At 69.8% G+C, this 17766-nt stretch carries 20 protein-coding genes; 13 read left to right on the top strand and 7 right to left on the bottom strand.

Annotation, left to right across the window (positions count from 1 at the left end):
• Positions 1–145 precede the first annotated feature (145 nt).
• Positions 146–1420: a hypothetical protein gene (locus tag ACTWNK_RS41270; RefSeq protein WP_474310467.1), complete on the bottom strand. Its 1275-nt coding sequence runs from the start codon at positions 1418–1420 to the stop codon at positions 146–148.
• Between the two features lie 61 nt (positions 1421–1481).
• Between ACTWNK_RS41270 and ACTWNK_RS41265 the strand changes: the two genes are divergently transcribed.
• Positions 1482–2378, top strand: a complete 897-nt coding sequence (locus ACTWNK_RS41265; protein WP_474310466.1) for a hypothetical protein — start codon at positions 1482–1484, stop codon at positions 2376–2378.
• On the opposite strand, the gene ACTWNK_RS41260 is transcribed toward ACTWNK_RS41265, so the two are convergent.
• Complete coding sequence (locus ACTWNK_RS41260; protein WP_474310465.1) at positions 2347–2871, bottom strand: gamma carbonic anhydrase family protein; 525 nt, start codon at positions 2869–2871, stop codon at positions 2347–2349. The two genes, ACTWNK_RS41265 and ACTWNK_RS41260, sit on opposite strands and share 32 nt — an antisense overlap.
• A 144-nt stretch (positions 2872–3015) precedes the next feature.
• Here ACTWNK_RS41260 and ACTWNK_RS41255 point away from each other — a divergent pair, with 144 nt between their 5' ends.
• On the top strand, positions 3016–4125 hold the full coding sequence (locus ACTWNK_RS41255) for a hypothetical protein (protein ID WP_474310464.1): 1110 nt from the start codon (positions 3016–3018) through the stop codon (positions 4123–4125).
• 200 nt (positions 4126–4325) lie between these two features.
• On the opposite strand, the gene ACTWNK_RS41250 is transcribed toward ACTWNK_RS41255, so the two are convergent.
• The 4 genes from ACTWNK_RS41250 to ACTWNK_RS41235 all read right to left on the bottom strand — a co-directional run bounded on the left by ACTWNK_RS41250 (position 4326) and on the right by ACTWNK_RS41235 (position 6944).
• The gene (locus ACTWNK_RS41250; protein ID WP_474310462.1) at positions 4326–4538 is read right to left on the bottom strand and encodes a hypothetical protein; all 213 of its coding nucleotides are present in this window, start codon (positions 4536–4538) and stop codon (positions 4326–4328) included.
• 243 nt (positions 4539–4781) lie between these two features.
• Entirely contained in the window at positions 4782–5534 is a 753-nt protein-coding gene (locus ACTWNK_RS41245; protein ID WP_474310461.1) for a GntR family transcriptional regulator, read from the bottom strand.
• 150 nt (positions 5535–5684) lie between these two features.
• Positions 5685–6194 carry a VanZ family protein gene (locus tag ACTWNK_RS41240; RefSeq protein WP_474310460.1) on the bottom strand — a complete coding sequence of 170 codons (510 nt, stop codon included), beginning with the start codon at positions 6192–6194 and terminating at the stop codon, positions 5685–5687.
• A 54-nt stretch (positions 6195–6248) separates the two neighbouring features.
• Positions 6249–6944 carry a dienelactone hydrolase family protein gene (locus ACTWNK_RS41235; protein WP_474310457.1) on the bottom strand — a complete coding sequence of 232 codons (696 nt, stop codon included), beginning with the start codon at positions 6942–6944 and terminating at the stop codon, positions 6249–6251.
• A gap of 66 nt (positions 6945–7010) precedes the next feature.
• Between ACTWNK_RS41235 and ACTWNK_RS41230 the strand changes: the two genes are divergently transcribed.
• A complete protein-coding gene (locus ACTWNK_RS41230; protein ID WP_474310456.1) occupies positions 7011–7736 on the top strand; it encodes a potassium channel family protein in 726 nt (241 codons plus the stop codon).
• Here the strand turns inward: ACTWNK_RS41230 and ACTWNK_RS41225 are convergent.
• A complete protein-coding gene (locus ACTWNK_RS41225; protein ID WP_474310455.1) occupies positions 7701–8459 on the bottom strand; it encodes an IclR family transcriptional regulator in 759 nt (252 codons plus the stop codon). The genes ACTWNK_RS41230 and ACTWNK_RS41225 overlap by 36 nt on opposite strands.
• Positions 8460–8520: 61 nt before the next feature.
• Here ACTWNK_RS41225 and ACTWNK_RS41220 point away from each other — a divergent pair, with 61 nt between their 5' ends.
• The 10 genes from ACTWNK_RS41220 to kynU all read left to right on the top strand — a co-directional run bounded on the left by ACTWNK_RS41220 (position 8521) and on the right by kynU (position 17671).
• Entirely contained in the window at positions 8521–9933 is a 1413-nt protein-coding gene (locus tag ACTWNK_RS41220) for a 2-hydroxymuconic semialdehyde dehydrogenase (RefSeq protein ID WP_474310453.1), read from the top strand.
• Positions 9926–10720: a 2-keto-4-pentenoate hydratase gene (locus ACTWNK_RS41215; RefSeq protein ID WP_474310451.1), complete on the top strand. Its 795-nt coding sequence runs from the start codon at positions 9926–9928 to the stop codon at positions 10718–10720. Before ACTWNK_RS41220 ends, ACTWNK_RS41215 begins: the two co-directional genes overlap by 8 nt.
• Positions 10717–11622 carry an acetaldehyde dehydrogenase (acetylating) gene (locus ACTWNK_RS41210; RefSeq protein ID WP_474310449.1) on the top strand — a complete coding sequence of 302 codons (906 nt, stop codon included), beginning with the start codon at positions 10717–10719 and terminating at the stop codon, positions 11620–11622. Before ACTWNK_RS41215 ends, ACTWNK_RS41210 begins: the two co-directional genes overlap by 4 nt.
• Positions 11619–12626 (top strand): 4-hydroxy-2-oxovalerate aldolase, encoded by a 1008-nt coding sequence (dmpG, locus tag ACTWNK_RS41205; protein WP_474310447.1) that lies wholly within the window; start codon positions 11619–11621, stop codon positions 12624–12626. Before ACTWNK_RS41210 ends, dmpG begins: the two co-directional genes overlap by 4 nt.
• Positions 12623–13348, top strand: coding sequence for a 2-keto-4-pentenoate hydratase (locus ACTWNK_RS41200; protein WP_474310445.1), 726 nt, complete (start codon positions 12623–12625; stop codon positions 13346–13348). Before dmpG ends, ACTWNK_RS41200 begins: the two co-directional genes overlap by 4 nt.
• Positions 13348–13761, top strand: coding sequence for a RidA family protein (locus tag ACTWNK_RS41195; protein ID WP_474310443.1), 414 nt, complete (start codon positions 13348–13350; stop codon positions 13759–13761). Before ACTWNK_RS41200 ends, ACTWNK_RS41195 begins: the two co-directional genes overlap by 1 nt.
• The gene (locus ACTWNK_RS41190; RefSeq protein ID WP_474310441.1) at positions 13758–14273 is read left to right on the top strand and encodes a 3-hydroxyanthranilate 3,4-dioxygenase; all 516 of its coding nucleotides are present in this window, start codon (positions 13758–13760) and stop codon (positions 14271–14273) included. The genes ACTWNK_RS41195 and ACTWNK_RS41190 overlap by 4 nt, the downstream gene beginning before the upstream one ends.
• A gap of 6 nt (positions 14274–14279) precedes the next feature.
• On the top strand, positions 14280–15248 hold the full coding sequence (locus ACTWNK_RS41185; protein WP_474310439.1) for an amidohydrolase family protein: 969 nt from the start codon (positions 14280–14282) through the stop codon (positions 15246–15248).
• Positions 15249–15278: 30 nt separating this feature from the next.
• Positions 15279–16022, top strand: a complete 744-nt coding sequence (locus ACTWNK_RS41180; protein WP_474310438.1) for an ABC transporter ATP-binding protein — start codon at positions 15279–15281, stop codon at positions 16020–16022.
• A gap of 443 nt (positions 16023–16465) precedes the next feature.
• A complete protein-coding gene (gene kynU / locus ACTWNK_RS41175) occupies positions 16466–17671 on the top strand; it encodes a kynureninase (protein WP_474310436.1) in 1206 nt (401 codons plus the stop codon).
• Positions 17672–17766 lie beyond the last annotated feature (95 nt).

The raw sequence follows: 17766 nt of genomic DNA, 5'->3' as shown, positions 1-17766 counted from the left end.
TGCCCTCGCCGCCCCACGAGGATCATTTCCCGAATCTCGGATCACGATTCTGTGAACTGGCGGATGTGTGAGGTCTTATAGCGGTATGTGCGGAGTAAGGGACAAATGTCGTCGTGGGGGATTCCTGGGCCCGTGACCTGGCCGCTCACGCGCACGGCTGGTCGTCGCGCTCGTGGACCAGCCTGGGGACGACCACACCGGCCGAGGGGAAGCCGTCGGCGGGCGGCTCGTCCAGCGTCAGCGCGCACCTGGCCAGTCCCGTCGCGTATGCGGCCCCGACGACGGCCGCCGCCGAGTCGCGGTCGGGCGGTCGCAGGACGTCGACGTCGCACCAGCGCCGCAGCGGATGCGCGGGAGAGGCGAGCACCTCGCGGACCAGCCGTCTGCTCTCCGGATCGAGCCAGGCCTCCAGACGTGGGGAGAGCGGCCCTTCGCCCATGTCGGCGGCCAGGAGTGCCGCCGCGCTCTGTTTGGGCGCTGACGTGAAGCTCAGCGCCGTCATCAGGTCGTACAGCGTGTGCCTGAAGTGCTCGCCGGGATCGCTCTCCCCGAGTACGGCGAGGCGGTGCCGATCGGGACATCTGGCCAGCCACACGTCCCTGACCGCCTCAGGGCCGTGCTCGGCGATCCGGTCGTCGAGGCCGGGCCGGTGCAGCGCGGGCTCGACCATGGCCAGCAGGGCGTCGGCCTTGGCCCGGAAACGCCGGTCGGCCCGCAGCACGTGGGCGGTGTCGGCGATCAGCGCGAGCAGCCGCAGGCCCTGGCCCGTGGACGGCGAGGGCAGGCACTCGGTGAGGAGGGCGGCCAGGTCGAGCAGCGCGACGGGCCGCAGCCAGCGCACCCACTCGTCGCCGGGCAGCGGCCTGACCAGGAACTCGCCGAACACGCCGAGCAGCCGTTCGTTGCCGTCGAAGGCGGGCGCGTAGGCGCACCACATGATCGTGCCCCACACCGCCGCGATGACGTCGGGCACGTCGGCGGCGAACTCCGCGACGAACGTGCCCGGCCGCCTGCCGCCGTGATCGCGCCTGGCGTTGGCCCTGACCAGGTCGCGCACGGCGTCGACGATGCCGTGCGGAACGTCGGGCCCGACGAAGGCCTGGACCGAGCCGCGCTCGTGGGCGAAGTCGGGCCCCTGCGGCACCAGCTGCGCGGGCAGTGGAACGGTCAGCGCGGAGATCCTGGCCCGGTCGTCGAGGGGCGGCGGCGAAAGGTGCCAGCGGCCGTCGTAGGTGTCCAGGAGATACCACCTGGCATGGGCGCCGAACAGCCAGCGGGACCCGTCGGCGGCCACCAGGGACCTCTCGGCGACCACCCGGGCGCGCACGTGATCAGGCAGACCGCTCCAGCGCGGGTCGCCCACCGTGGCACGCACCTCGGCCTCGACCGTGGAGTACGGCGAGGCCGCTGCTGGGTGCACGGCGTCATGCTACTGGCAGGCCACAAGTCAGTTCTCAGTCACGCGATACAGAATGTGCACCATGCGCCCAAAGATCGTGCTGTTTCTGAGCATTGTCGGACTTGTCAGTGGGTGTGCGGCCGGAGGCCCCTCTGCCGCACCTTCGGCCCCAGCGACGCTGACACTCGCCCAGGCCAGAGCGCCGATCACGGGCGGGGAGGTGGGCTCGGCGTCGAGCGAGTTCGCGGGTCCCGCCGAGCTCGGCGCGTGGACCAGGCTGAACGAGACCGAGGGCGGCCAGGACCTGCTGACCAAGCTGGACGCCGACACCACGGTCAAGCACTCCCTCTACCTGGAGCCCAAGACGTCGGCCTGGTTCGAGCGCTTCCGCGGCCCCATGCTCTACCAGGAGCTCGCCGGCGACATCGTCATGCACATGCGCGTACGGGCCCAGGGGGTCAAGGCGGCGACGCCGCTGCGCAAGTTCTCGCTCGGCGGCGCGATGGTGCGCGAGCCCGGCTCCCAGCGCTGGTTGTCGATCACGACGGGCACCGGCGAGCGCCCCAGCACGGTCGAGGTGAAGAGCACCAAGGACGACGGCTCCACGACCAAGGAGGCGCCGGTGCGCTCGGGCTGGGTGCAACTCGTCCTGGCCAGGGCGGGCGGCGTGGTGGCCGCCTTCTACCGCGCGGGCGACGCGGGCGCCTGGCAGCTGGCCGGCCGCTGGACCAGGCCGGAGCTGCCTGGCGTGCTGCAGTGGGGTGTGATCGCCTTCACCGACTGGGACAGCTTCGGCCCGCTGAAGAAGGACCCGGTCAAGGCCAACGCCGGCATCCTGAAGGGCAGCCCCGACCTCAGGCTGAGCGTCGACTACGTGAGGTTCATGCGCCCGGCGCAGCCCAAAGGACTCGACCTGACCGACCCGGTCAAGGTGCCGGACGCCGTGCTCACGAAACTGCTGACGCCCGCCGATGTCTGAGCGCCTTGGCCATGTAGCCGTCGGGCGTGCCGGAGAAGGAGGCCCGGTCGGCGTCGGTGAGCTCCCTGACCACCTTGCCGGGCACACCCGCGACCAGCACGCCTTCGGGGATCTTCTTGCCCGGCCCGACGAGCGCGCCCGCCGCGACCAGCGTGCCCGCGCCGATCCTGGCGCCGCCCAGCACGATCGCGCCGATCCCGATCAGCGCGCCGGTCTCGACGTGTGCGCCGTGCACCATCGCCTTGTGACCGAGGCTGACCCTGGGTTCGAGCACGGCGGGCTGGCCCTCGTCGGCGTGCAGGCAGCACAGGTCCTGCACGTTGCACTCCTCGCCGATCTCGATCCGCTCGTCGTCGCCGCGCAGCACCGAGCCGTACCAGATGCTGGCCCGGGCGCCCACGTGCACGCGGCCGACGACCACGGCTCCGGGCGCTATGTACGCCTCAGGGTGAATGTCAGGTAGCGCGTTGTCGTCCAATGCAGCGATGTACACCTGGCACATCGTAGTCGTCCCATATTTCCCGGGCAGGTCCGGCGTTCCGGTTGCGGACTTGGGCAGATAGCAGGAAAGTCGTCTCCTGACATCTCGCTGTCGGACCCTCACAAGCCGCAGTCCTCCCACCCCTAGGTAAACCCCATGACGAACCAGCACGACAGTTTCCCCGACCTGATGCAAGAGGACTCCTTCGAAGTCGTCATGCGCGGCTACAGCCGCCGTCAGGTTCACGACTACATGATCCGAAGCCGCAATCAGGTCAGAGACCTGGAGGAGCGGCTGGCCAGGGCGATCGACCAGGCCGAGCAGGGTCGCATGGAGCTGGCCGAGGCCCGCCGTCGCATGGTCGAATCGCCGCAGAACTACGAGGACCTCAGCCCGAGGCTCGCGCAGATTCTCAAGCTGGGCGAGGAGGAGGCGGCGGCCAAACGCGAGGACGCCGAGTCCGAGGCCACCCACCTCAGGGACACCGCTCGCGCCGAGTCCGAGCGCATGCTGACGTCGGCGCGTGAGCAGGCCGACCAGATCCTCACCTCGGCCCAGGCCGAGGCCGAGCGCCGGGTGGCCGAGGCGACGACGGCCGCCGAGCGCATGCTCGCCCAGGCGGGCGCCGACGCCGAGGAGACGCTGGCCACCGCTCGCGCCGAGGCCGACGAGACGCTGCAGATGGCGCGTGCCGAGGCCGAGCGCGTGCTCACCTCGGCCAAGAACGAGTCCGAGCGCATGGTCGAGGCGGCCAAGGCGGAGGCCGAGCACACGGTCAGCACGGCCAACCACGAGGCGGAGACGACGCTCGCCTCGGCGCGTGCGGAGGCCGAGGCCACGCTCGGCAGCGCCCAGCAGCGCGCGGCCACGCTCGACGAGCACACCGGCCGCAGGGTGTCCTACCTCACCGACACGCACGGCGAGGTGGTCCGCAGGCTGACCGAGATCGGCTCGGTGCTCGGCGACCTCATGCAGCGCGAGAGCGTCGCCGGACCGCTGATCGACGAGGCCCGCACGCTGCCGCCGGTCCAGGCGCCCGCCGCACTGGAGCAGACGGAGGTCGAGTCGGAGGTCGAGGCCGTACGCGTGATCGTCGACGACGACCAGGAGCGCACGGGCCAGGAGCACGCGGCCCTGGAGCGCGGGACACAGGAGCACGGGGGCGCCGGCGAGGGGCGCGCTGAGAGCTCCGAAGACACCGATGTCGACCTCGGCAGAGAGCGCACTGCCGAGGCGGACAACCCGTTCTCACCGATCAGGCACTGAGCCGTCGCACGCCGGAGCCTTCGCCGGAGGGGCCCTCAGGGAGGGTTGTCTTCACAGGGCGGAAGCCCCCGCCCCCGATAGGGTCGGAGGCTTCCGCGCCTGGGGGCCCGGTGCCGGGGCCGCCGAGACGCTGAACCCGGCACCGGGCTGCTTCGGGCACGTGCCGTGGATCCCCCGCCCGGAACGATCCACGGCACGCGCTATGGGGGCGATCCGGCCTGCCCGCTGTCGTCGGCCGGATCTCCTGGCCCTTCCTCGCTCCCATCGACGATGTCGTGCTCGTCGACGGGCTCGGTGGGCCCCTGGGCGGTCCCGGCGTCGTCGGCGGGACCAATGGGCGGTTCGTCGGCTCGTCGCTGCTGGTCGAGCAGCTGTTCCTTGAGCCCTTCCGGGTCGTCGGCGTCGATCGTCATGGCGCAGCCCGCCTCGCGCTGCTCCGCGCTCAGCGGCCGGTGCCGCGTGGCCCACCAGCGGCCTGCGTCACTCCGCCAGATGGTCCATAGCGGGAACTCCCGGGCGATTTCCGCTAGATGCCTGTCAAATGACATCTGGTCACCCTTCCCGGGGCCCGCTACGCGACGCTTCCTCCTCCGACGGTGCGGTACATCTCTAGAGAAATCAATGATCGCAAGGGACAGGTCAACCTATCGCTTGACTTATGCATCAAAGTCGTACTGGAGTACGTATGACGCTGAGTCCAGGATCATCTCGTTGAGCTCGACCGGCTCACCGCCCGCCGTGTAGGCCGTGCGCGAGATCGCGATGACGGGCGTGCCACCCGGCAGACCGAGCAGGAGCGCCTCGCGCGGCAGCGGCATCCGGGCGCGCACCTCCTCGGTGAAGTGCGCGGGAGGATGACCGAGATCGCCGAGCCTGGCGTATGCGCCTCCCGGGCCGGTGTTCAGCACGGTGATCGCGCTTCCCTCGACCAGGTCGGCGGGGTAGTAGGACATCGCGAGCTGGACCGGCCTGCCGTCCACCAGGTAGCGGCGGCGCCGTACCCAGACCTCTTCGCTGGCCAGCACGGCGGCCACGTCGGTGGCGGCGCGCTCGCGGGCGACCTCCACCTCGTCCACGTCCACCGACCTGCCTCTGGCGTCGGCGTCCCAGATGGCCCGGCCCTGTCCCCACTGCTCGCGGGACAGACGCCTGGACCCGTGCCTTCGGATGGGCTTGAACTGTCGCACATAGACCCCCGAGCCTCGTTTTGGCACAGCCAGGCCTTCGTTGATCAGTACGGCAAGCGCCTGCCTGGCCGTGGCGCGAGCGATCGTGTATTCGGCCATGAGCGCGTTCTCGCCCGGTAGCCGATCCCCATCTCTCAACTCGCCGGACAGGATCCGGTCACGGAGGCTGTCGGCGATCCTGCGATAGATGGGGGGCTCGTGGGGTACCGGGACTTCAGACACGTTCGATCACCCTCTGTCACCAACCGGGTTTGGCGTCTCCAGAGAACTTGCCCCGCCTTGTCCACGATCGCACAGATACGCAGGTTGGTCCCGTGCTTCTTTTGAGTGGATCGTGCCTGTGTGGTGATCTTCGGGGGTTTTCGCAGTCCGTTAGTGTGGAACGGTCCTGGCCGGTATTGCCGTTATCCACCACGGACGGCTAAGGGCGGCAGCCAAGATCGCACCCAGAGTGTTCAGCAGGACGTCGTCGACGGAGCTGACCCGGCCGAGATGCAGCACATGCTGAAGGGTCTCGACCGTCACCGACCCGAGCGCCGCCACACCGGCCACCGGGAGCAGTCCGGCCAGGCGCGCCGACCGCACGGGAAGCATGGCCCCGAGTGCGGCGAAGACCAGGAGATTGCCTCCGACCTGCACGAACGCCGTCCAGGGCGAGGAAGTGAGCACGGCGGCCAGGTCGGCGAAGGGGACGAGCCGCATGCCTTCCGCGCCTGTGGCGGGCGTGAGGATCATCCAGATCCAGGGCGCGGTGCCGAAGACGAGCACGGTGTCGGCGACGGCCGTGCGGGTGGGGAAGGGATGGCCGAAATACCGGCGGGCGCGGGCCGTGAGCCAGGCGACGCCGACGGCGAGGGGCACCGCCAAAAGTGCCCCGATCATGACATGTCCCCACATGCTCCAAAGTTGAGTCATCCGAGTCTGGGGCTCCAGGTCTTAAGGTACGGGAAGGTGGCCTTCGAGAAAGGTCGTGGCGACCCGCCAAGCCCGCTCTCCGGCCTCCGGATGATGGAACATCGGCGCCACGAAATTGTGGAAGGCGTGCCCCGCCTCCTCGGCGACGTACACCCGCACGCCCGGCCGTCCCTCGGCCGCCCGCTCCACGCGTGCGACCTGGTCACGAGGGATGTACGGATCGCTCCCGCCGAACACCAGCAAGGTCGGCGCCTCGATCACGGCCAGCAGATCGGCGTTCGCGGGCACGGTCGAGCCGTAGAAGGACAGCACGGCCTCCAGCGGCACCCGGGCGGCCAGGGTGAAGGCCAGCGAGCCGCCGAGGCAGAAGCCGAGCACGCCCACACCCCCGCGTACCTCGGGCATGTTCCGCAGCCGGTCGACCAGGAGCTCCAGATCGCCGATCGCCGCCTCGGGATCGAAGCGCGACGACAGCTCGATCGAGGCCGCGACGCCCGCCTCGGTGTGCTCGGCCTCCCAGTGCGGCCGCAGCCGCCAGAACAGGTCGGGCGCGGCCACCACGTACCCCATGGCGGCCAGGTCGGCCGCGACCGCCCGGATGTAGGGGCCGACGCCGAAGATCTCCTGGATGAGCACGACACCGGGTCCGTGTCCGCTCGGCGGAAGCCAGGTCTCCACGTCGAAGGCGCCGTCGTGCGCGTCGATCCGCTGCTGCATGGTCATCAAGGATGGACTGCGGCGGGGGGGCTTTGAAACACCTGCCGGTCTCGGCATGCTGGGGCGATGACCACAGCTCGCTGGCGTCAGCGCACCGAGGTGCCGCTCCTGCTGGCGGGACTGCTGTTCTACGCCGCCTACGCCTGGCCGATCCTCCAGGTCGACCTGGCGCCGTTCTGGCGTCACGTGTGCGCCGTCGTGCGGATCGCCGTGTGGGTGGCCTACATCCTCGACTACGCGGTCATGCTGCGCCTGTCCGACGACCGATGGGCGTTCGTGCGCGGCAATCCGATGGCGCTGCTGACGCTGGCGATCCCGCTGCTGCGGTCGCTGCGGGTCGTGCCGTTGCTGCAGTCGTTGCACAAGCGCCGCTCGTCGAGCATGCCGGAGCAGCGGCTCGTCGCCATGTACGGCGTGGTGTCGGTGGTGTTCCTCGGCTTCGCGGGAGCGATCACCGTGCTGAACGCCGAGCGGGACGCGCCGGGCGCGACGATCACCACACTCGGCCAGGCGCTGTGGTGGGTGCTGACCACCGTCACCACGGTCGGGTACGGCGACACCTATCCGGTCACCGGGCTCGGCAGGTTCGTCGCGGCGTTCGTCATGCTCGGCGGCATCGCGCTGATCGGCGCGGTGACCGCGTCGGCCGCCTCCTGGTTCGGCGCCAGGCTGCAGGCCGCGGCCCTGCGCTCGGACGTCGCGCAGAACGACGCCACCGAACGGCTCCTGGCCGAGCTCACGGCCCTGCGCAAGCAGCTAGATCGACCGGGCGAGGGCCCGCGACACCCCTAGCGCGGCCGTCTTCACCGCGGGCGCGAGCCTGGTCGGATGGAACCTGGCCAGCGGCACCGACACCGACAGCGCCGCGACCACGGCGCCGTCGCAGAAGACGGGAGCGGCGATGCAGGCGCCGCCGAGCTGCGCCTCCTCACGCTCGTAGGCGAGCCCGGCCGCCTGGATCTGGCCGATCGCCTCCTCCAGCCGTTTGGCGTCGATGATCGAGTGAGGCGTGAGCCGGCGCAGCGGCCTGGCCAGCACCTCGTCGATGAACTCGGGCCCGGAGTAGGCCAGCAGCGCCTTGCCCACCCCCGTGCAGGTCAGCGGGAGCCGCCCGCCCACCCGCGAGGGCAGCGAGAACGACTCGTGCCCCCGGATCTTCTCCACGTACACCACGTCGAGCCCGTCGCGCACCCCCAGATGGATGGTCTCGTGCGTGGCCTCGTACAGATCGTGCATGAACGGCAGGGCGGCGTGGCGCAGGTCGCGTTCGAGGGGGACGATGCATCCGAGTTCGAACAGGCGGCGGCCGAGATAGTAGCCGTCCTCGCGGCGATCGACCGCGCCGATCTCGGTCAGCTCGGTCAGCAGGCGGAAGGCGGTGGTCTTGGGCAGATGGCAGCGCTCGGCGACGTCGATGAGACGAAGGGGCCCGCCCGTGGGGCGGAACGCGTCGAGGACCAACCATGACTTCTCCAGCATCGAGAGCCGGTCGGGGTTCCGTGTCACGGAACTCATTGTTGTCCATAACCCGTGATCGGATCTATACCCATAGACACGGACAGATGAGGAGACTGCGTTGTTTGACCAGGTGACCCACTTCATCGGTGGCCAACAGGTCGCCGAGGGTCCGCTCTTCCCCGCGTACGACCCCGTGACCGGCGCCGTGATCCGGCAGGTCCACGAGGCGGACCGGGAGATCGTGGATCGGGCGGTGCGAGCCGCCCGTGCGGCGGCCGTCGGCTGGGCCGAATCGCCCGTGGCCGAACGGGCCGTGTGGATGCGCAGGCTCGCCGACGGGATCGAGGCCAGGTTCGACGACTTCGTCGCGGCCGAGATCGCCGACACCGGCAAACCGGTCGAACAGACCAGGACGCTGGACATCCCACGAGGAGCGGCCAATTTCCGGGCGTTCGCCGAGATCGCCGCCCAGCGGCCCGACGACGCCTTCCACCTGCCGGGTGTGCTGAGCTACACCGTGCGCAGGCCGCTCGGCGTGGTCGCGGTCGTGGTGCCGTGGAACCTGCCGTTCCTGCTCATGACGTGGAAGCTCGGCCCCGCGCTGGTCGCGGGCAACACGGTGGTGGTCAAGCCGTCGGAGAACACGCCGAGCTCGGCCGCGCTGCTGGCCGAGGTGTGTGCCGAGATCGGCCTTCCGGCGGGCGTGCTCAACATCGTCTACGGCTACGGGCCCACCGGGCAGTACCTCGTCGAGCACAAGGACGTCGACGGCGTCACCTTCACCGGCTCGACCAGGACCGGTACTACGATCATGAAAGCGGTCGCCGACCGGGTCAAGCCGGTCTCGTTCGAGCTCGGCGGCAAGAACGCGGGCCTGGTCTTCGCCGACGCCGATCTGGAGCAGGCCGTCGAAGGCAGTGTGCGCTCGGTGTTCACCAACGGCGGCCAGGTCTGCCTGTGCACCGAACGGCTCTACGTCGAACGCCCGATCTTCGAGGAGTTCTGCGCACGGCTGGCCGAGCGGGCCTTCGCCACCCAGCCGATGATCTCGCAGGCACACCGCGAGAAGGTGCTGTCCTACTTCGAACTGGCCAGGTCCGAAGGCGCCAAGGTCCTGCTCGGCGGCGGCGTGCCACACTTCGGCGACGAGCGCGACGGCGGCTACTTCGTCGAGCCCACGATCCTGACCGGCCTGCCGCACGACTCCCGCGTCAACCGCGAGGAGATCTTCGGCCCGGTCTGCCACATCACGCCGTTCGACACCGAGTCCGAGGCCGTCGCCCTGGCCAACGACAGCGAGTACGGCCTGGCGGCCACGGTGTGGACCGGCTCGCTGAACCGGGCGCACCGCGTCGCCCAGCGCCTTGAGGCGGGCCTGGTCTGGGTCAACACCTGGTACCTGCGCGACCTGCGCACGCCGTTCGGCGGCGTGAAGCTGTCGGGCATCGGCCGCGAAGGCGGCACCCAGTCGCTCGACTTCTACTCAGAGCCAACCACGATCACGATCAAGCTGGAGCAGCCCGATGAATGACGAGTGGTCAGAGGCCGTGGACGTCCGCGCCCAGGCGGCCGACCGGCTGCTTGACGCCGAGCGCTCAGGCAAGCCGTGCGCTCCCGTCAGGGACCTGGTCGCCACGGCGCGAGACGGCTATGCCGTACAGGAGATCAACACGCGCCGGGCGCTGGCCGCCGGGCGCAGGCTGGTCGGCAGGAAGATCGGGCTGACCTCGCAGAGCGTGCAGAAGCAGCTCGGCGTCGACCAGCCCGACTTCGGGATGCTGTTCGCCGACATGGCCTACCTGGACGGGCTGCCGGTGCCGACCTCGCGCTTCCTGCAGCCGAAGGCCGAGGCGGAGGTGGCGCTGGTGCTCAAGAGCGACCTCGAAGGCGGGCCCTTCACCGTGGCCGACGTGATCAGGGCGGTCGACTTCGTCCTGCCCGCGATCGAGATCGTCGACAGCCGGATCGACAACTGGGACATCACCTTGGCCGACACCATCGCGGACAACGCCTCCAGCGGCGCCTTCGTCCTGGGCAACACACCGGTCTCGCCGCTCGGCCTCGACCTGCGGCTGGCGGGGATGACGATGACGCGCTTCGGCGTCGAGGTGTCGACGGGTGCGGGCGCCGCCTGCCTCGGGCATCCGCTCAACGCCGCCGTCTGGCTGGCCGACACGCTGGCCGAGACCGACTTCCCGCTGCGGGCGGGCGACGTCGTGCTGACCGGAGCGCTGGGGCCGATGGTCGCGGCGGTCGCTGGTGACGTCTTCGAGGCGCACGTCGAGGGTCTCGGCTCGGTCAGGGCGGTGTTCGCGTGAAGATCGCCATCATCGGGTCGGGGAACATCGGCACCGACCTCATGTTCAAGGCCCTGCTGTCCAAGACGATCGAGGTCGTCGCGATGGCCGGCATCGACCCCGCCTCCGACGGGCTGGCCAGAGCCGCGCGCAGGGGCCTGGCCACCACCTCCGACGGTGTCGAAGGGCTGGTCGCCCTGCCCGAGTTCGCCGACGTGGACGTGGTGCTCGACGCCACATCGGCCAAGGCGCACCTGCACAACGCCGAGGTGCTCAAGCCGTACGGCAAGCGGATCATCGACCTGACGCCGGCCGCGATCGGGCCCTATGTGATCCCGCCGGTCAATCTGGAAGCCCATCTCGGCGAGCAGAACCTGAACATGGTCACGTGCGGCGGCCAGGCCACGATCCCGATCGTCGCCGCGGTCTCCTCGGTCGCACCCGTGCGGTACGCCGAGATCGTCGCCTCGATCGCGTCCAAGTCGGCGGGGCCCGGCACCCGGGCCAACATCGACGAGTTCACCGAGACCACCTCGCGCGCCATCGAGCAGGTGGGCGGCGCCGAGCGCGGCAAGGCGATCATCGTGCTGAACCCGGCGGAGCCGCCGTTGATCATGCGCGACACCGTGTACTGCCTCGTCGAGGAGTGCGACCAGGCGGCCGTCACCGCGGCCGTGCACGAGATGGTCGAGCGGGTACGCGGCTATGTGCCCGGCTACCGGCTGAAGCAGGAGGTGCAGTTCACCGAGATCGCGGAGGACGAGCCGATCTGGACGCTGGTGCCCGGGGCCAAGGGTGGGGTGCGGGTGAGTGTGTTCCTCGAGGTCGAGGGCGCGGCGCACTACCTGCCTGCGTATGCGGGCAACCTCGACATCATGACGTCGGCCGCGCTGCGGACGGCGGAGAGGCTGGCGACGGCATGATCTACGTACAGGACGTGACGCTGCGGGACGGCATGCACGCCATCCGGCACCGGTACACCGTCGAGCAGGCCGTCGAGATCGCCCGTGCGCTCGACGCGGCCGGCGTGGCCGCCATCGAGGTCGCGCACGGCGACGGCCTGGCGGGCGGCAGCTTCAACTACGGGCCCGGCGCGCACACCGACGCCGAGTGGATCGAGGCCGTCGCGGGCGCGGTGAGCAACGCCAAGCTCACCACCCTGCTGCTGCCCGGCATCGGCACCCTGCACGACCTGCGCAGGGCCTTCGACCTCGGCGTGCGCTCCGTGCGCGTGGCCACCCACTGCACCGAGGCCGACATCTCCGCCCAGCACATCGCCCTGGCCCGCGAACTCGGCATGGACGTGGCCGGGTTCCTGATGATGTCGCACATGGCGCCCCCTTCGGTGCTGGCCGAGCAGGCCAAGCTGATGGAGTCCTACGGCGCGCACTGCGTCTATGTGACCGACTCGGGCGGCGGGCTGACCATGGACGGCGTGCGCGAGCGCATCGTCGCCTACCGCGACGCGCTCGACCCCGCGACCGAGATCGGCATCCACGCCCACCACAACCTCGGGCTCGGCGTCGCCAACTCGGTGGTCGCGGTGGAGAACGGCTGCCTGCGCGTGGACGCGTCGCTGGCCGGGATGGGCGCGGGCGCGGGCAACTGCCCGATCGAGGTGTTCATCGCGGTGGCCGACCGCATGGGCTGGGAGCACGGCTGCGACCTGTACGCGCTGATGGACGCCGCGGACGACCTGATCAGGCCGCTGCAGGACCGGCCGGTGCGGGTGGACAGGGAGACGCTGACGCTCGGCTACGCCGGGGTCTACTCCAGCTTCCTGCGGCACGCCGAGGCGGCCGCGTCGCGCTACGGCGTCGACACCAGGGCCATCCTGACCGAGGCGGGCCGCAGGCGTATGGTCGGCGGCCAGGAGGACATGATCGTGGACATCGCACTCGACCTGGCCAAGGAGGGCGCGGCATGAGCCTCGCGCACGAACTCGACGAGGCCAGGCGCAAGGCCGTCGCCATCGCACAGCACGCCTCGGTCCCCGACCCCTACGCGGTCCAGGAGGAGGTCGTACGGCTGCGCGAGGGCCGGGTGACGGGTGTGAAGCTCGGTTTCACCAGCGAGGGCAAGCGCCGTCAGATGGGCGTGCACGACCTGATCCTCGGCCGGGTGACGGAGGACATGGCCAGGCTCGACCTGGTCGACGTGGCCGACTTCATCCATCCGAGGGTCGAGCCGGAGGTGTTCTACCTGGTCGGACGGCAGATCGCGACCGTGTCCGACGCCCTGGCGCCCGGCGCGGTCGTCGCCGTCGCGGCCGGGCTGGAGATCATCGACTCGCGTTACGAGAACTTCCGCTTCTCGCTGGAGAGCGTGATCGCCGACAACACCTCGGCCGCGGGATACGTCGTCGGGCCCTGGCAGCCCTACGACCCGGCGCAGTGGAACCTGGGCGTCGTCTTCTCCTTCGACGGCCGTCCCGTGCACATCGGCTCGACGGCGGCGATCCTCGGCGACCCGCGCCGGGCCGTGGTGGAGGCGGCCAGGCTGGCCCAGGCGCAGGGCGTCGTCATCGAGGAGGGCGCACTGCTGCTGGCCGGATCGGCCACACCCGCCGAGCCGCTGAGCCCCGGCCTGCACGTCAGCGTCACCGTGCAGGGCCTCGGCACGGCCTCGTTCCGGACGGCGGGCGCCTGATGCTGGTCGAGGGCAAGGCCACCCCGCGCGGCAGATTCCCGCACGTACGGCGGGCAGGGGACTTCCTCTACGTCTCGGGCACGAGCTCGCGCCGGCCCGACAACAGCTTCGAGGGCGTCTCGGTCGACGAGTTCGGCGCGACCGATCTCGACATCAGGGCCCAGACCAGGGCCGTGATCACCAACATCGGCGACATCCTCACGGCGGCGGGCGCCTCGCTGGCCGACCTGGTGCAGATCACCACCTACCTCGTCAACATGAACGACTTCAAGGGCTACAACGAGGTCTACGCCGAGTTCTTCGACGAGAGCGGCCCGACCCGCACGACCGTCGCCGTACACCAGCTCCCGCACCCGCACCTGCTCATCGAGATCCAAGCCGTCGCCCATCACCCGGAGGAGCGAGCATCATGATCCCGCCCATCGACTTCAACCAGTGGATCGACGAGCACCAGCACCTGCTCAAGCCGCCCGTCGGCAACAAGATCATCTTCGAGGACTCGAACGACCTCATCGTCATGGTCGTCGGCGGCCCCAACGCCCGCACCGACTACCACGTCGACCCGTACGAGGAGCTCTTCTACCAGGTACGCGGGAACATGCACGTCAATGTCATGACCCCCGACGGGCCCGACACCGTGCACATCCGCGAGGGCCAGATGTGGCTGCTCCCGCCCAACCTGCCGCACTCGCCGCAGCGGCCCGAGGTGGGCTCGGTCGGCTTCCTGGTCGAGCGGATCAGGCCCGAGGGCGTCCTGGAGAAGTTCCAGTGGTACTGCCTGGAGTGCAACGCCAAGGTGCACGAGGTCGAACTCCAGGTCCGTGACATCGTCGCCGACCTGCCTCCGGTCTTCCAGTCCTTCTACGACGACGAGAAGGCCCGTACCTGCGACGCCTGCGGCGCGCTCCACCCCGGCAAGGGATAGCCGCGAATGATCGTCGACGTCCACACCCACCACGTGCCCAAAGGCTGGCCCGAACTCGGCTGGCGTGAGGCGCCGAGGCTCAGGGTGGAGTCCGAGCGCGAGGCGATGATCCTGCTCGGCGACCGCGAGTTCCGCCGGATCCAGGACGACTGCTGGAATCCGCAGCGACGGCTTGAGGCCATGGCCGCCGACGGCGTCGACCGGCAGGTCGTCTCGCCCACGCCGGTTTTCTTCGGGTACGACAGACCGGCGGCGCAGGCCGTACAGGTGGCGAAGATCTTCAACGATCTCGCGCTTGAGATGTTCGTGACCGATGAGTTCGTACCGTTCTGTCAGGTGCCGTTGCAGGATCCCGACCTCGCGTGCCAGGAACTGGACCGGTGTCTGGCCTCCGGGCACGTCGGGGTCGAGATCGGCAACCACGTCGGCGACCGCGACCTGGACGATCCGGGCGTGGTGCAGTTCCTGCAGCACTGCGCGGCGACGGGCACGCCGGTCTTCGTCCACCCGTGGGACATGACCGGCAGTCCTCGGCTGAACCGCTGGATGGCGCAGTGGCTGGTCGGCATGCCCGCCGAGACGCATCTGTCGATCCTGTCGATGATCCTCGGCGGGGTCTTCGACCGGGTGCCGGAGTCGTTGAAGATCTGCTTCGCGCACGGCGGCGGGTCGTTCGCCTTCTGGCTCGGGCGCTTCGAGAACGCCTGGCACCGCAGGGGGGACGTGATCGGCGTCAGCGAGTTCCCGCCTTCGCACTATGTCGACAGGTTCAGTGTGGACTCGGTGGTCTTCGACGAACGCGCCCTTCGGCTGCTCGTCGACACGATGGGGGAGGACCGGGTCATGCTCGGCTCCGACTTCCCCTATCCGCTCGGCGAGTCGCCCGTCGGGACGCTCGTGCGCGGGGCCGGGTTCCTGTCGGAGACGGCACGGGCGAAGATCCTCGGCGGCAATGCCGAGCGGTTCATCGGCTGAGCCTCCCGTGCGCCAGGAGCGGAAGATCCCATGAGCGTCGTCCTTCGCACCCGCGACCTCACCATGCGCTTCGGCGCACTGAAGGCCGTCGACCGCGTCGATCTGACCGTACGCAGGGGCGAACGGCGGGCGCTGATCGGCTCGCCAGGGGCCGGGAAGTCCACCCTGTTCGGACTGATCGCCGGAGGCCTGCGTCCCTCGTTCGGCACGATCGAACTTGCCGGGCAGGACGTCACCCGGTTGCCCGAGGCCAGGCGGGTCCGCCTCGGGCTGACCAGGACCTTTCAGCACAGCACCCTGTTCGCCGGGCTGACCTGCCTGGAGAACGTCTCGATGGGCATCCGCACGCGCGAGGGCGTTGACGCCGGGACGTGGTTACCGGCCGCACGCCGGTTGGCCATGCTCAGGGAGGCGGAGCGCTACCTGGCGCTGATGGACCTGGCCGGACAGGCCGGGGAGCCTACATCCGCGTTGTCGCGTGGGGAGGGGCGGCGGTTGGAGGTGTCGATGGCATTGGCGTGTTCACCTTCGCTGCTGCTGCTTGACGAGGCTGCTCACGGGGTGTCGGCCGGCGAGCGTGCCCGCTTCGCCTCGCTGATCGGGCGGTTGCCCGGCGGGTTGGCTGTGGTGATCGTGGAGCGGGATCTCGGGGTGGTGGCCGGGGGCGCTTCGCATGTCACAGCGTTGGAGGGTGGGCGCGTGGTGGCCGATGGGACGGTGCGGGAGGTGCGGGGGGCGCTCGGGTGTTTGGGGGGCGGGGTGGAGGTGGCTTGAGGGAAAGGGGGAGCTGGTGGGCCTGGTCGGTACTGCAGGTCTCGCGGTTTCTCCGGCCCCGAACTCCCAAACCCAACCTCAACCCTCCACCCAAACCCAACCTCACCCCAGCCCCGGCCCCGGCCCAAGCTCAGCCCCAACCCCGGCCCCGGCCCCGGCCCAAAGCCCAAGCCCAAGCCCAAGCCCAAGCCCAAGCTCAGCCCGAGCCCGAGCTCAGGCCAAGCTCAGTCCGACCCAGCTCCAGCCCAGCCCCAAGCACAGCCTCGCCTCAACCCCAGCCTGAGCCCCACATTCGGGTCTGGACTTGGACATTGGGCACGGGGGCCGGATCTCAGCTCCTTCAGTCCCGTCGACCCCTTCGACCCCTCCAGGTTGGTGGGCTTGGGGGGTGGGGGTGTTTTTTCGTACTTTAAGTGGATATGTGCTTTTGATTGGATACGTGCATGAATCGTGAAGAGTGTGCTGGGCTGGATGCCGAGGACCCGCTGAAGGGGTTCAGGGATGAGTTCGTCCTGCCCGACGGTGTGATCTACCTGGTCGGCAACTCCCTCGGGGCGCTGCCCCGCGCCACCGCCCAGCGAGTCGCCCAGGCGGTCGAACAGGAGTGGGGCCGCCAGCTCGTCGGCGGCTGGAACAGCGCGGGATGGTACGCCCAGCCGCTCACCACGGGCGACAGGCTCGCCCCGCTCATCGGCGCGGCGCCGGGCACGGTCGTTGTCGGCAACACCACCTCGATCGCGATCTACCAGGCCGTCGCCGCGGCCGTACGCCTTCGGCCCGGCCGTACCGTGGTCGTCTCCGACCTGGCGAACTTCCCCACCGACCGCTACGTCGTCGAGGGTCTGGCCAAGAGCTTCGGGCTGACCGTACGCGACCTGGGTGAGCTCGACGACGTGCTCGACGACTCGGTGGCCGCGGTGCTCATGGCGGAGGTCGACTACCGCACGGGCGCGCGGTACGACGTCGACGCGGTCACCGCGCGGGTCCAGGCCTCGGGCGCACTGATGATCTGGGACGTCTGCCACAGTGCGGGAGCCCTCCAGGTCGACGTGTCCGGCGCCGACTTCGCCGTCGGCTGCACGTACAAGTACCTCAACGGCGGTCCCGGTGCCCCCGCCTTCCTGTACGTCAACCCGCGCCACCACGCCGACGCCGAGAACGTCCTGTCCGGCTGGTACGGCCACGCCGAGCCGTTCGCCTTCGAGCCCGGCTTCAGGGCGGCCGACGGGATCAGGCGCTTCACGGTCAGTACGCCGCACGTGCTGTCGTTCGCCGGTCTTGAGGCCGCGCTCGACATGTGGGACCGGGTCGACCTCAAGCAGGTACGCGCCAAGAGCATGGCGCTCACGTCCCTGTTCATCGACCTCGTCGAAGCCGGGACCGACCTGCGCCTGGTCTCTCCCCGAGACCCCGAGCGGCGCGGCAGCCAGGTCGCCTTCCAGCACCCCGACGGGTACCCGGTCATGCGAGCCCTCATCGACCGAGGCGTCCACGGCGACTTCCGCGCCCCCGACGTGCTTCGCTTCGGGTTCGCCCCGCTTTACATCCGTTACGTGGATGTGTACGACGCCGCGGCGACGGTGATCGAGGTGCTGTCCAAGGAACTGTGGCGCGATCCGGCCTACGCTCAGCGTCTCGCTGTCACGTGAGGGAGTGAGGGGCGAGGGAGTGAGGGGGAGGGCGCGGTTCTGCGGGATTGCGCCCTCGCGGAGGGTTTTGGGCCTCTTGTGCTGGTCTCTTCACC

This window comes from Nonomuraea sp. IBHARD001, assembly GCF_056106265.1.
This window is presented reverse-complemented; position numbering and strand designations above follow the sequence as displayed.

Bases quoted from the DNA above. Each gene is read 5' to 3' on its own strand.
- ACTWNK_RS41255 (WP_474310464.1), top strand. From the start codon at position 3,016: ATGACGAACCAGCACGACAGTTTCCCCGACCTGATGCAAGAGGACTCC.
- dmpG (WP_474310447.1), top strand. From the start codon at position 11,619: ATGATCTACGTACAGGACGTGACGCTGCGGGACGGCATGCACGCCATC.
- ACTWNK_RS41215 (WP_474310451.1), top strand. From the start codon at position 9,926: ATGAATGACGAGTGGTCAGAGGCCGTGGACGTCCGCGCCCAGGCGGCC.
- ACTWNK_RS41250 (WP_474310462.1), bottom strand. From the start codon at position 4,538: ATGACGATCGACGCCGACGACCCGGAAGGGCTCAAGGAACAGCTGCTC.
- ACTWNK_RS41265 (WP_474310466.1), top strand. From the start codon at position 1,482: ATGCGCCCAAAGATCGTGCTGTTTCTGAGCATTGTCGGACTTGTCAGT.
- ACTWNK_RS41225 (WP_474310455.1), bottom strand. From the start codon at position 8,459: ATGAGTTCCGTGACACGGAACCCCGACCGGCTCTCGATGCTGGAGAAG.
- ACTWNK_RS41240 (WP_474310460.1), bottom strand. From the start codon at position 6,194: ATGATCGGGGCACTTTTGGCGGTGCCCCTCGCCGTCGGCGTCGCCTGG.
- kynU (WP_474310436.1), top strand. From the start codon at position 16,466: ATGAATCGTGAAGAGTGTGCTGGGCTGGATGCCGAGGACCCGCTGAAG.
- ACTWNK_RS41230 (WP_474310456.1), top strand. From the start codon at position 7,011: ATGACCACAGCTCGCTGGCGTCAGCGCACCGAGGTGCCGCTCCTGCTG.
- ACTWNK_RS41185 (WP_474310439.1), top strand. From the start codon at position 14,280: ATGATCGTCGACGTCCACACCCACCACGTGCCCAAAGGCTGGCCCGAA.
- ACTWNK_RS41180 (WP_474310438.1), top strand. From the start codon at position 15,279: ATGAGCGTCGTCCTTCGCACCCGCGACCTCACCATGCGCTTCGGCGCA.
- ACTWNK_RS41235 (WP_474310457.1), bottom strand. From the start codon at position 6,944: ATGCAGCAGCGGATCGACGCGCACGACGGCGCCTTCGACGTGGAGACC.
- ACTWNK_RS41195 (WP_474310443.1), top strand. From the start codon at position 13,348: ATGCTGGTCGAGGGCAAGGCCACCCCGCGCGGCAGATTCCCGCACGTA.
- ACTWNK_RS41200 (WP_474310445.1), top strand. From the start codon at position 12,623: ATGAGCCTCGCGCACGAACTCGACGAGGCCAGGCGCAAGGCCGTCGCC.
- ACTWNK_RS41190 (WP_474310441.1), top strand. From the start codon at position 13,758: ATGATCCCGCCCATCGACTTCAACCAGTGGATCGACGAGCACCAGCAC.